The organism is Taishania pollutisoli, assembly GCF_014518315.1.
Lineage (GTDB): Bacteria > Bacteroidota > Bacteroidia > Flavobacteriales_D > Crocinitomicaceae > Taishania > Taishania pollutisoli.
Map to the genome: position 1 here is coordinate 113657 of NZ_JACVEL010000008.1, position 12684 is coordinate 126340.

General features: G+C 41.7%; 15 protein-coding genes. 6 read left to right on the forward strand and 9 right to left on the reverse strand.

Annotation, left to right across the window (positions count from 1 at the left end; genetic code table 11):
- Positions 1 to 70 precede the first annotated feature (70 nt).
- Positions 71 to 526, forward strand: coding sequence for a CYTH domain-containing protein (locus H9Y05_RS12060; protein WP_216714434.1), 456 nt, complete (start codon positions 71 to 73; stop codon positions 524 to 526).
- On the opposite strand, the gene H9Y05_RS12065 is transcribed toward H9Y05_RS12060, so the two are convergent.
- The gene (locus H9Y05_RS12065; protein ID WP_163492017.1) at positions 507 to 1796 is read right to left on the reverse strand and encodes a mechanosensitive ion channel family protein; all 1290 of its coding nucleotides are present in this window, start codon (positions 1794 to 1796) and stop codon (positions 507 to 509) included. The two genes, H9Y05_RS12060 and H9Y05_RS12065, sit on opposite strands and share 20 nt — an antisense overlap.
- Positions 1797 to 1919: 123 nt before the next feature.
- Here H9Y05_RS12065 and H9Y05_RS12070 point away from each other — a divergent pair, with 123 nt between their 5' ends.
- Positions 1920 to 3074, forward strand: coding sequence for a TPR end-of-group domain-containing protein (locus H9Y05_RS12070; protein ID WP_216714435.1), 1155 nt, complete (start codon positions 1920 to 1922; stop codon positions 3072 to 3074).
- 3 nt (positions 3075 to 3077) lie between these two features.
- On the opposite strand, the gene H9Y05_RS12075 is transcribed toward H9Y05_RS12070, so the two are convergent.
- Together H9Y05_RS12075 and H9Y05_RS12080 are read right to left on the reverse strand one after the other, a co-directional pair.
- Positions 3078 to 3716, reverse strand: a complete 639-nt coding sequence (locus tag H9Y05_RS12075; RefSeq protein WP_216714436.1) for a DUF2306 domain-containing protein — start codon at positions 3714 to 3716, stop codon at positions 3078 to 3080.
- 1 nt (position 3717) lies between these two features.
- Positions 3718 to 4527, reverse strand: a complete 810-nt coding sequence (locus H9Y05_RS12080) for a hypothetical protein (protein ID WP_216714437.1) — start codon at positions 4525 to 4527, stop codon at positions 3718 to 3720.
- 129 nt (positions 4528 to 4656) lie between these two features.
- On the opposite strand from H9Y05_RS12080, the gene H9Y05_RS12085 reads away from it, so the two are divergent.
- Positions 4657 to 5217: a CPBP family intramembrane glutamic endopeptidase gene (locus H9Y05_RS12085; protein ID WP_216714438.1), complete on the forward strand. Its 561-nt coding sequence runs from the start codon at positions 4657 to 4659 to the stop codon at positions 5215 to 5217.
- 31 nt (positions 5218 to 5248) lie between these two features.
- Here the strand turns inward: H9Y05_RS12085 and H9Y05_RS12090 are convergent, their stop codons facing one another.
- Genes H9Y05_RS12090 through miaE form a run of 3 tightly spaced genes read right to left on the reverse strand, consistent with a single transcriptional unit; the run spans position 5249 to position 7334 of the window.
- Positions 5249 to 5860 carry a fumarylacetoacetate hydrolase family protein gene (locus tag H9Y05_RS12090; protein ID WP_216714439.1) on the reverse strand — a complete coding sequence of 204 codons (612 nt, stop codon included), beginning with the start codon at positions 5858 to 5860 and terminating at the stop codon, positions 5249 to 5251.
- A complete protein-coding gene (locus H9Y05_RS12095) occupies positions 5857 to 6714 on the reverse strand; it encodes a 3'-5' exonuclease (protein WP_216714440.1) in 858 nt (285 codons plus the stop codon). Before H9Y05_RS12095 ends, H9Y05_RS12090 begins: the two co-directional genes overlap by 4 nt.
- A 29-nt stretch (positions 6715 to 6743) precedes the next feature.
- On the reverse strand, positions 6744 to 7334 hold the full coding sequence (gene miaE, locus H9Y05_RS12100; RefSeq protein WP_163492028.1) for a tRNA-(ms[2]io[6]A)-hydroxylase: 591 nt from the start codon (positions 7332 to 7334) through the stop codon (positions 6744 to 6746).
- Positions 7335 to 7449: 115 nt separating this feature from the next.
- Here miaE and H9Y05_RS12105 point away from each other — a divergent pair, with 115 nt between their 5' ends.
- Complete coding sequence (locus tag H9Y05_RS12105; RefSeq protein WP_163492030.1) at positions 7450 to 7644, forward strand: hypothetical protein; 195 nt, start codon at positions 7450 to 7452, stop codon at positions 7642 to 7644.
- A gap of 58 nt (positions 7645 to 7702) precedes the next feature.
- Here H9Y05_RS12105 and H9Y05_RS12110 read toward each other — a convergent pair whose 3' ends face one another.
- The 3 genes from H9Y05_RS12110 to H9Y05_RS12120 form a co-directional block, all read right to left on the reverse strand.
- On the reverse strand, positions 7703 to 9247 hold the full coding sequence (locus H9Y05_RS12110) for a T9SS type A sorting domain-containing protein (protein ID WP_216714441.1): 1545 nt from the start codon (positions 9245 to 9247) through the stop codon (positions 7703 to 7705).
- A gap of 18 nt (positions 9248 to 9265) precedes the next feature.
- Positions 9266 to 9586, reverse strand: a complete 321-nt coding sequence (locus H9Y05_RS12115) for a hypothetical protein (RefSeq protein WP_216714442.1) — start codon at positions 9584 to 9586, stop codon at positions 9266 to 9268.
- Between the two features lie 94 nt (positions 9587 to 9680).
- Positions 9681 to 10241 (reverse strand): anthranilate synthase component II, encoded by a 561-nt coding sequence (locus H9Y05_RS12120; protein WP_163492036.1) that lies wholly within the window; start codon positions 10239 to 10241, stop codon positions 9681 to 9683.
- Positions 10242 to 10306: 65 nt separating this feature from the next.
- Here H9Y05_RS12120 and H9Y05_RS12125 point away from each other — a divergent pair, with 65 nt between their 5' ends.
- Positions 10307 to 10687: a RidA family protein gene (locus tag H9Y05_RS12125; RefSeq protein WP_163492038.1), complete on the forward strand. Its 381-nt coding sequence runs from the start codon at positions 10307 to 10309 to the stop codon at positions 10685 to 10687.
- 28 nt (positions 10688 to 10715) lie between these two features.
- Complete coding sequence (locus H9Y05_RS12130; RefSeq protein WP_216714443.1) at positions 10716 to 12674, forward strand: glycosyltransferase family 2 protein; 1959 nt, start codon at positions 10716 to 10718, stop codon at positions 12672 to 12674.
- Positions 12675 to 12684: the final 10 nt, after the last annotated feature.

Consider the following 12684-nt stretch of genomic DNA (forward strand, 5'->3'; position numbering starts at 1 on the left):
AAACTTACCGCTTGACTTTCCATTTGCTACATCCGTCGATTCCGGCTACCTTTACGGCAAAATTGAATCAATGGAAATCGAACGGAAATTTTTAGTCGATCAGGAATTGTGGAAACAGGTAGACAAAGGAACAGGCAAACACATTCAACAAGGATATTTCACTTCCAACGAACACTTTAGTGTCCGGGTGCGTACTAAGGGTGAGCGAGCGTTTTTAACAGTAAAAGGTACACGTGAAGGAATTTCGAGGGATGAATTTGAATATGAAATTCCCTACGCCGATGCCGATTTCATGTTGCGGCATTATACACAGCCATTTTTGGAGAAAACGCGCTACGAAGTCGTCATCGCAGGAAAAACATGGGAAATTGATGAGTTTCATGGAAAATTAAGCCCCCTGATTCTCGCTGAAATCGAGTTGGAAAGTGAAACGGAACCGATTGAACTTCCTTCCTGGGTAACGCAAGAAGTGAGTACGGATCCGGATTATTTCAATTCAAACATCATCAAGCGCCTGTTCGATTGAGTGAACGGAAATCATTTCCGGAAGGTTGCTCAAAAATACGCAGATCAAAGTAATGCACCATCGACAGGATGTGGTCAAAAATGTCCGACTGGATGGATTCGTATTCATCCCATACCTTTGTTTTGGTAAAGCAGTATACTTCCAGGGGAATTCCCGATTCTGTCGGTTCGAGCTGACGAACCATCAGGGACATCTCTTTATTGATCTCCACCTTGTGCCGTAAATAATGTTCGATATATTTCCGAAAGATTCCCAGGTTGGTTTGTCGTCTTCCGTTGATCGCGTTCGCGCCGACAAAGCCATTTTCTTCATTGTATCGTTGAATTTCCGCCTGCCGTTTAGTTATAAATTCTTTCAGGACGTTGATTCCTTTCAGTTTTTCGAGTAATTCTTCATCAGCAAATTTGACAGTTTCAATATTAATCTTCACCGAGCGTTTGATCCTTCTTCCGTCCGACTCTGTCATTCCCCTCCAGTTTTTGAATGCATCTGAAACCATTGAATAGGTTGGAATCGTTGTGATCGTCCGGTCAAAGTTTCGTACTTTGACCGTAGCGAGGCTGATTTCTTCCACTGTTCCGTCTGCACCGTATTTTTCCATGGTTACCCAATCACCGATCCGGACCATGTCATTTGTTCCCAGTTGAAGGCTCCCCACAAACCCTAAAATCGTGTCTTTGAAGATCAACAATACAATCGCTGATGCAGCCCCCAGTGATGCCAGAAACGTACCAGGCTGAATACCGGTCAAAATACTGATCATTACCACAATCAAAACAATGCTGACAATGATCTTGACAACCTGTACATACGATTGAATCGGTTTGTCTCTGAAACGTTCATTTTCCAGCAGAATGTCTTTAACAGTTGTCAGGAATCGGTTGATTACAACAATAACCGCCAACACAATCAATACCTCGACAATCCGGGTAAAGAAGTCGTGCGTATTGGGATAACTGTAAAAAACAATGGAAATAAAATGTTCCATGAACATCAGCGGAATCAGGTAAGCCAGTGCACGAAAGAATTTATTTTTGATCAGAAAATCATCCCATTTTGTTTTTGTCCGGTCAAAAAACATGTGGGCAACACGAATCAGGACAAAGCGGGACAAATGCCATACTATCAGGCAGGCAATCAGAAGAGCCAATAACATTCCTATACTCCACAGCAGGCTGTGAGACGCGTAGGTTTCAGCATCAAAAACTGTTCGTCCGTTTATTGTGTGTTCATAAAAACTCCGAATCCATCGTATAATTTCCTCCTTCATCTTTTCTGAATTTTACCACAAAGGTAAGGGTTTCGATAGAAAACAAGGGAATCCGGACAAGTATTGTATTTTTTTAAGTTTTTTCATAAATGACTTGAAACAAAAACACCTATCTTTATCTGTATGAAACACATTCAATTTATATACTTGCTCCTGACCGGCGTAGCGGTTACTTCCTGCGGGGATCCGGCGACGAAAGGGAAACAACCCGTGTCTACAATTGCAATCGCAAGTTTATCTGCCAACGATATTTTGGATGCAACAAAAGTAAACCTGTTCCTGAAGAGTAATCCCTCCTCATCATCCAGGGAAGGGAATGATTTTTTCATGAAAGGAATTGATGCTTACAAGAATAAGAAACTACTGGACAGCGCACGTTATTACTTTGAGCACTCTCTGCAACAGCAGCCGACTTCCAATGCATACTACGAATTGGGAAATGTGTACAAAGAATTAAAATCATACGACAAAGCACTCGCTTCCTACAAATTAGCCGAACGCATGGAATATGCTCCGTTTTCCAATATTCTCTATCAAATGGCCGGAACCTTCGCGTTAAAAGGTGACCTTGAAATGGCTGCCCGGCACATTGAATACGCATTGCAAGCCGGATTTACCGATTTGAATAAAATGAATACGGATAAAGACCTCGACAGTCTGAAAAAAAACCGGGAATACCTCTTTAACGACGCGATCAAAAACGGGACACGCGGTATGTCGAACCCGGAAACACTTTTCTGGCTGCAATTCAAAAAACAGTTCCCGCTTCCTGCTTATCCCGTCACATTGAAAGGAGATATTGACCAGGAAAAACTCGCCGGTTTTATTTCCTATGATTTTGAACGCTTTATTCCTGAAATGCGCAATGCACGTTTTTCAAGGGATGTCGGACAATCTTATTATTACGCATATACCATTGGCGAAAATGAAAACTGCACCGCCTTATTATACGCAGAAGTCAGTCATTATGTGGGTGATTTTATGCCGAAGAAGTTTATTCTTGCCTCGTTTGATTCCAAAGGAAAGCTGATTGATAAAAAACGTATTGAACAGTTCGGTCTGGTAGAAGATGAACTGGTTGATCTGCAACTGGGAAAACCATTTGAGTTCACAGCTAAATTGTATGAAATGGAATATGAAAAACCGCTGGAAGAAGACGGTTACTGGGATAATAAAATTAAGAATAAAAAACTGCTTGCTGTTTATCGCTACAAAATCGACAACAAAGGAAAGATTTCATTCAACCAGGAAAGTAAAACCGATCTTGCGGTGAAATAAAGGTTATTTTTTCATTAAACGTTCCGGATAATTGAGATAAATTAACCATTCTGCAAGCAGTAAGTTGACCATCCAACTGGAATAACTGACAACAATATACGCTTCAGCAGGATACAGCGGGATATTGAAATAACCAATTAAAAATGTAAAAAAACGAAGTGAAATAGCAGATAATGTCAATGCGTAACTGCGGATCATCCATCTTCCATGCGACACATACTTCCTTTGCTTTACCTTTCTATACGCCATGACCGTTGTAAAGATCCACAAAAGACTGAGCAATGTAAAACTGATTTGCGTCGGGTAAGACCCGTTGGCATATAATCCCATCAGAAATCCGGAAGGAGCTGCAATAAAAACCAATGTACCGATATACATCATTCCTGTTATTCGGTGAAATTTCGGTTTACGGTGGATTGAAAACCGATTGAACTGCAACAATCCCGTGACAATAACAAGCGGACTGGAAAATACATGGATGTAAAAACTATACCGCCACCAATCCAGGTGATAAATCAGTCGCTTGGAATTTAAAAAGTCAACAGTGGGTTTAAATTGAAGAAAAGGGATGGTCAACTGAACCATGCATATTGAACCATACAAGATCGCCGCAAACGCAAGGATTGCGACAATACTACGCATATTAATACCCTTCATATTGCGGGTAAATAATGCGTCCTTCTCCCTCTAAGTAGGGATATCCATCCTCCGGATCTGTCTTCCGCCCGTCCATGATCCTGAACCGGCTCTTCAAATTCGGAAATGCAAAATTAGGTTGCCAGTATACCGTCACGTATTCTCCCTTGATCGTCCAGCTTCCTTGTGCATACTGCAGCGTTCCTTCCTGGTTGCTAAATGCGTTCGGTGTAGGATAAAATTCGTAATTAACCGACCCGTCTTCTTTGAAATAATAATACCCGAGTGAATCCTCACTCACTTCATAGAAAAATAAAAAATTTTCCGCTGTCACCGGTTTTTCATAGTCAAACTCATTGTAGTCAAGCCACCGCTTCTTTTTTAACTGAAAAGTTTTAGAAGGAATGGATGAACTGTATGCTTTCCAGGTTCCTTTCACCTCAAAATTACGTTTGTTGATGTTCAACTGAAACACCCCATCGTGCACATGATCTCCCAATTCTGAAAGTGTGAGTTTCACCGAATCTGCCGTTTGAGTGACTTTCCCCGAAATATTCCTGATCAACCCGTTCAGGACACTATACCCGACTGCATTGTATTGGGAAACATACGTCAGATTGATATTGAGTTCCCGGTCGGAATAAGCTCCCGAATAAATTCCGCACAATGTATCCCAATAATAGGGTTCAAACTCCTGATCTTCGGAAGAATCTGTTGTTCCGGAAGTTTCTCCGGCAACGATTGCAGTATTTTTTTTCTCTCCCTTACATGCGGCAAAAACCAGTGCTGAAAAAAGTAGTACCGTCCATCTTTTCATGTTACAATGATACATAATTATTTTGTTGGGTACCCTTGTGGTTGTATAAAATCATTTCCGCCACGATTCTATCTGCCAATACAAGCATTCCGGTGATTCATTTTGTGTATTTTTGAAAGAAAAAACAGTTTGTCAAAAAGAAGAATTTATTGGATGGGGTTGATGACCTTACTTTTATTTCCCATCCCGGCATTTTTAGCGCTTCATTATATCAGCGGACAATCTTTCCGTGAATTCATGGACTGGGATTCCTTTCACTTCAGCAACATTGCAATTGGCATCTGCATAGGTGTGGGATACGCTTTCCTGACCAATCAATTGATGAAATTCCCCGTTTTCAAGTCTGTTCCACTGCGGGTCGATGAATTGGTTAAATCGCTTGACCTGACATTACTCGATGCTGTTTTTTTATCTCTTTGCGCAGGGATCGGAGAAGAATTATTATTCAGGGCCGGTGTTCAGTTTTATATTGGCGTTAGTATTACCGCTGTTTTATTTGTTGTGATGCACGGTTACCTGAATCCATTCAACTGGAAACAGTCACTTTACGGTGTCGTTGTTCTTCCACTTTCCTTTTTGCTCGGATTGGGGTACGAATGGTATGGATTGTGGTTCTCAATTGCCGTCCACACAGCCTATGATTTTACATTATTTGTCGCATTCGGATCGGATGACGACACACATGCCTGAGTTCAGAAAAAAGCTGTAAATAAACGGGGCTCTACCTGATTTCAAAATCAAACATTTTTTGGTCTCCGATGTATCCTTCCAATCGGTCTCCGATAGCTACGGGCCCCACTCCGGCAGGTGTTCCCGTAAAAATCAAATCACCTGTTTTCAAGGTCATAAACCGGGAAACGTAGGCAATTACCTGATCGATGTGAAAAATCCAATCGTTTGTTGTTCCTTTTTGAACAGTTGTCCCATTGATATCCAGATGAAACTTCAGGTCATTCAGATTCACGTTTTTTTTATCGATAAATACGGAAGAAAGCGGTGCACTGTTATCAAATGCTTTAGCCATTTCCCATGGTAAACCTTTCTCTTTACATTTCGACTGGAGGTCTCTTGCTGTAAAATCAATTCCCAGAGAAATCTGTTCGTAGTATTTATGGGCAAATTTTTCCTGGATATTTTTCCCCACTTTCGCAATTTTCACAACGACCTCGCATTCGTAATGTAGATCGGTGGTAAACTCCGGCAGGTAAAACGGTTCATTGTCTTTCAGTAAAGCAGTGTCCGGTTTCAAAAAAAACACCGGTTCAGCAGGAATTTCATTCTTTAACTCCTTCGCATGATCGGCATAATTACGGCCTATACAAATTATTTTCATTTGAATTTATTTTTTAATGCTTCCAGCTTTGCTTGTAAATCTCCTGCTTCTTCTTTGGGCTGCTGTTGTTTTTGAGTCGCTTGTTCTTCTTTGATCTTTTCCATTTCTTTTTTCAAGACCTGCTTTGTATAGAGCGGGAAGTTTGCATCCAGCATCCAACCGTAGTATCCCGGTTCAATCCGGTTAACTTCCCGGATTGTTTTTCCTTTGTGTTTTCCGAAATTATAAACCGCTTCTCCTTTTTCATTGACGGCGATGCGTCCGGCAAAATCCAGCAAATCAAAATTCCCTGCTTTTGTAAAATCCGCCAGGAATTCAACCGTCCCTTCAATGTTGTCGTATTTTTCCAATTGTGCCTGTAATACTTCCCAGGTCGCCGTTACATCTGCCATTGCCTGGTGTGCATTGTTAAGTTCTTTTTGACAATAGAATGCATACGCTGCAACCAAAGTGCGCTGTTCCATTTTATGAAAAATATTCTGAACATCTACATGCTTTCGGGAGGAAATGTCAAACAAATGCCCGGAGCGCAAGAACTCTTCGGCCAGCATCGGGATATCGAATTTGTTAGAATTGTAACCTGCCAGATCCGAATCTCCAAGAAAAGCTGCAATTTCAGGGGCCAGTTCTGTAAATGTTTTTTCCTGTTCCACATCTTTGTCATAAATTCCATGAATTAATGATGTTTCATTCGGAATCGGCATTTCAGGATTCACCCGTTTTGCATATTGGTGCGTTGATCCGTCCGTGTCGATTCTCAGGATCGCAATTTCAACAATTCTGTCATTGGTAACATCCAAGCCTGTTGCTTCCAGGTCAAAAACGGCGAGCGGGCGTTCTAATTTTAACTTCATATTATTTGCTTTTCAAATGCATCACGGTGTTACCCGTGAATTGTTTCAGATGTGCCATACTGCTCCATTAATGAAGCTTCATACTCCAGGAATTCCTGCCATCTGGCGTCTATATCTACATTACCTCCATACTTTCTGGCAAACCCGATAAAAGTGGTATAATGCCGGGCCTCACTTTCCATCAATTCGCGGTAAAAAACACGTAGATTCTCATCCGTCAATTGTTCACTCAGAATTTTAAACCGCTCGCAACTTCTTGCTTCAATCATCGCGGCGAATAGCATCTGGTTTACAAAATGTAATTCACGTGATCCGTCATTTTTATGTTGCTTCAGGTATTTTGCAAGGTCATTGACATACGGATCTTTTCGCTCAAAGCCCAGTTTAAGTCCCCTGTCAAGCAGCTGCTGATGAACCATGTCAAAATGTTCCATTTCTTCCCGGCAAATTGCTGTCATCTCTTGCACCAAATCCGTATATTGAGGGTATTGGACAATCATAGAAATAGCATTACTTGCTGCTTTCTGTTCACAAAACGCGTGGTCAATGAGAATCTCTTCAATGTTTTTTTCTGCAATGTTCACCCAGCGGGGATCTGTCGGCATTTTCAAACCTAACATATTTCTTGTTTTGAATTGAAGAGCAAAGATACATCTTTTTATCTCCTTTTTCAATTGATCCTTTTTTGATTTGTGTTGAATTTATCGTTACATTCGTAAGAATAAACACACTAACATGGAAGAAAAAAATGACAAGGAAAAAGTAAAAACAGCGACTTCGATCGGCGGATTGTTTTTTGTAGGATGTATGTTCATCGGCGCAGGAATCGGTATGATTTATGGTGCTGTCCCTATTGGCGGAGCAATCGGCATGGGAGTTGGTTTTCTTGCAATGGGAATTATCTGGGCCTACTACACCAAGAAAAAATAAAAAACGGCTTCCCGATTGTATCTGAAAGCCGTTTGATTGTACGGAAAATTCCTTTTCGCTATTCTTTTATCAATTTCGTTCGGTGTGTTTTATACTTCGTAACGATAGACAAAATATAAACTCCCGGTTTATACGCTTCCAGATTTAACATCAAACGATTACCTCCCTTTACAACAGGAATTTTTTCCTGTTCTATTACTTTCCCTGTCGCGTCGGCAACACTTAAAACCGCATCTTCTTTCGAATATGCATTAAAAATTACTTCAGTCAACCCCGTCGTCGGGTTGGGAAAAAGGCTCAGCACGTCATACATATCATCCAGTACATTCACGGCTCTTATTTCTGAGTATTTAGATGTTCCGTCAAAATCAAACTGGTTCAGACGGTAGTAATTCACTCCTAAAAAAGGATCCGTGTCAACTGTAAAATACTGAGTTTCCTGGTTTGAGTTTCCGACAGCGTTCAACCGACCGATGACTTCATAATGTTCGCCGTCTGTGGAACGTTCCACTTCATAGTGACTCATATTTTCTTCTGTTTGTGTCACCCAGGTCAAATCTACCAGGTGCAGATTCGGTTCATATTCGGCTTCAAACAAAGACAGCTGAACCGGCAACACAATACAGTCTAAGCTTACACCACCGGAAAAAGACAAGGTATATCCCGTTCCTCCGCTCGGACTCCATTTATCCACCACCAGGTAATAACTTTGCCCCGCCGTTACACTCAACGGAGTCACATACCCGTTACCATTTACATTCTGCGTTGTGACTGTTCCCGGAGGCATTGCTCCTGTCACTCCTGACGTACCTGCGTCGGAACAACGAATGGGAGTACCTAACGCACCGCACGTCACATTGGGACCGTAAATAGCAAAATCATAGTCATCTGCCAGTACCGTTGGCGTGATTGTCACATTCAATGTACCGGTTGTCTGAGCCACAAAACGATACCAGTTTGAATGATTTTCACCTCCGGCCGGACAAGTTGCCCCGGAACATCCTTCTGCGACGATCCCAGGACCAGAAGACATCGACACCACGGACGAATTGGAACAGATAGCAGTGGCAAACATACAGTCACTGTTGTTTGTGCCACTTGGCCCTCCTGCGCAAGGCACACATGTCAATGTTGCATTCCAACCGGGGCGGTTCAGCGTACCATCGGATGTAAAACGAAACGTCAAACAACCACTTGCATCTGTAGAAGTATATGAAAACGGAACAGCAGGTGTGCCTGATATGCCGGTTACCCCCGTGTAATTCGTTGCCCCGTTGGGAGCAGTTAAAAATTGCGGACTGTTTTGAGTCGGCCCGTTTTTAACTTGTAAATAATCCCAACCAGCTTCGGTATCAAAAGAATTAAATGTTACATGCATACAATTTCCGGCAACGGAAGGGCAAAAAACCCGGTATATCTGACCAATATTATTTGCATAATTTGCCCCTGTCCCACCATTATCCGTATAGGTCGCTGGTCCGCAATTTGCAACAAGACATGATCCCACATATTCACCTTGAATTCCCGTAGTCGGATGCGTATACTGTCCCCAGGCAGGTGCAATGGCAACCATTGGCACGAGGTAAGGTAGTAATAGCCTCATAATAGTTGATTTATCTATTTATTGATTCTCCTTGTTTAGTGCAACTTTTTCATAGGAATAGACCCGAATCGCCATCCCGGTTCCTTCCTGATAGATAATCACATCTTCGATCTCTTCCCTCGATGACTCAATAAGATCCGGGTTAATACTTTCAAGGACAAGACTATCGATTCCCAGCAATGACTCATCGACCAAGTCGTAATCAAGACCATACCGGTCTTTCATCGTCATTATTGTGGGGTTAGTATTGCCGCGCTCTGTCTGATTTACAACTTCCTGGGAATAACTCATGTGAGCGCATAAAAGAATAATTCCCGTTGTAATAAAGGTTCTGTTCATTGTATATTGTAAAAAATAGTTACTGGTTTGTTACTACCAAATTTAACTTATTTTAAACTTAAAACCAAAAAATAAAGCAATTATTTTCAAGAACTTACTTTAAATAATTGTTCAGCATCTGTAATCCGGCTTCTGTCATCACTGACTCCGGGTGAAACTGCACGCCGAAAACGGGTAAATCAATGTGTTCAAACGACATCACTACGCCTTCGGAAGAGATACCGGTCACTTTCAATTCATCCGGTAATGTAGTAGCATCAACGCACCAACTATGATATAATCCTACTTTAATACGGGGAGGTAAACCTTTAAACAGTTGTGATGAATTATCAACTGTTACGTCTGCTTGTACTCCATGTTTCACCTGCTTCTGATTGATCAGTTGACCACCGTAAAATTCAGCGATTCCCTGCATCCCGAGACATACACCAAGGATAGGCTTCTGGTGTCCGTATGTTTTGAGAAGATCAAACATCAAAGGTGCTTCTGAAGGCAGTCCCGGACCGGGAGAAAGAATGATCCGATCATACTCCTGCACTTCATCGAGTAACAATTCATCATTCCGCCTGACAACAACATCAACACCGCATTGTACGGCATAATGATACAGATTGTATGTAAAAGAATCGTAATTATCTACTATCAGTACTTTCACATTCTAAAGTTAAATGCGTAAACTTGCACAAAGTTACTGAAAGCATTCGTACGAAAAAACAAGAAATGAAAAAAGCGATCCACATACAAGGAGCTCCACAACCCATCGCTCCTTACAGCCAGGCAATTCATGCCGGAAATATGGTTTTTGTAAGCGGTCAGATTCCGATCAATCCATTTACACGGGAGTTAAACATGGAAACAATTGAAATCGCTACCAGACAGGTGCTGGATAATATCACAGCCATCCTGGATGCAGCGGGTTTAACTCTTGACCACGTAGTTAAGTGCCAGGTTTTTTTAAAAGACATGGCTGATTTTGCTGCTATGAATGCTGTTTACGGAGAATATTTCAAAACGGTTCCTCCTGCACGTGAATGCGTACAGGTAGCGAAATTACCCAGTGATGTGAACGTCGAGATCTCCTGCATCGCAGTTGCAGAATAAAAACCAGGTACAACGCGTTTAGCCACTGATGTCTATCGAACAATATCCATACAAAATCAGTATCATCATTGTCAATTACAATGTAGAATACTTTCTGGAACAATGCCTCAACTCTGTCAAAAGAGCCTTGCAAAATGTTCCGGGAGAAGTGTTTGTCGTAGACAATAACTCGATTGATAATTCGGTTGAAATGGTGCGTTCGAAATTTCCGGAATACAACCTGATTGCCAACAAGGACAACCGGGGTTTTTCAAAAGCGAACAACCAGGCCATTGAATGGGCGAAAGGAGAATACATTCTTTTACTCAATCCCGATACGGTAGTCGAGGAAGATACCTTCGAAAAAGTGGTTCGTTTCATGGATGATCATCCCGATGCCGGAGGACTTGGTGTGCGTATGCTGGACGGGAAAGGAAAATTCTTACCGGAATCAAAACGCGGATTGCCGACGCCTCTGGTTGCATTTTATAAAATTTTCGGACTTTCCCGCATCTTTCCCCGGTCCAAACGATTCGGTCAGTATCACCTCGGACACCTGAGCGAATTTGAAACGAATGAGATTGAAATACTAAGCGGTGCATTCATGCTGATGCGCCACGAGACATTGAAAAAAGTCGGGTTGCTGGACGAAGCATTCTTTATGTACGGAGAGGACATCGATTTGTCGTATCGCATCATCAAAGGAGGATACAAAAACTATTATTTCCCTGAAACACGGATCATTCACTACAAAGGTGAAAGCACAAAAAAAAGTTCTGTCAACTATGTTTTTGTTTTTTACCGGGCGATGGTCATTTTCGCAGAAAAACATTTCTCACAAAAAAATGCAAAGCTGTTTTCGTTCCTCATCAACATGGCGATTTATCTCCGGGCAGGAATGGCGGTTTTTTCGCGTTTTATAAAACGAATTTTGCTCCCCGCAACGGACTTTTTGCTTCTGCTGGGAGGTTTGTACGCATTAACGCACCGATGGGAAATACAAAACATTGATTTCCCCGAAGATGTACTCAAAATTGCACTTCCGTTCTATACGTTGTCGTGGCTCATTGCAATTTTCTTCAATAACGGCTACAACCGCCCCATGAAAATCCTTCCGATCGTTAAAGGAATTCTTTGGGGGACCGTATTAATTCTTGTCTTTTATGCATTGCTCCCGAAAGCATACCAGTTTTCACGGCTGTTTATTTTGTGCGGTGCCACACTGGTACTTGCTTATTTTATTATTTCCCGGGTCTTTCTCCATTTTGCATTGGGGAAATCCTATCGGATTTTCCAGGACAAAGCCAAGCGTTTTGCAATTGTCGGATCACAGGAAGAAACGGAGCGGGTTCATGAGATACTGAAGCAATCTGTTTCAAAAATTGATTCAGTGGCCTTTGTATCTTCTTCCGGTCAAAAAGACGACCGAAGCATCGGTGATGTGGGGCAGTTAGACCAGGTTGCTTACATTCATAAAATTGATGAGATTATCTTTTGCGCCAAAGACATTGATGCACATACGATCATTGACTGGATGTCACGGATTAATTCTGCAAAAGTTGATTTTAAAATCGCGCAGCCTGACAGCCTCTACCTGATCGGAAGTAATTCGATCGATACCGCAGGCGATCTTTACCTGATCAATATCAACTCTATTTCCAAGCCGGAAAACATCCGGAACAAACGAACATTCGATATTCTCGTAGCAGTCATTGGTTTGATAAGTCTTCCTCTTTCTATTTGGTTTTACACCGACAAGGGGCAATTCATCCGGAACTTATTTTCCATTCTGACAGGTAAAAAAACATGTGTCGGCTATGTACTTTCCACTACACAACGCCATTTACCGAAAATAAAATCAGGTGTGCTTCATCCTGCTGCAAGTGAGTTGGAACTCTCCGAAAATCATGCTGACAAATTGAATTTAATATACGCACGGGATTACTCGATTCAAAAAGATTTATCTATTTTGATACGAATGTGGAAAAAAATGGATAATCGCGATTAAACGATACTTG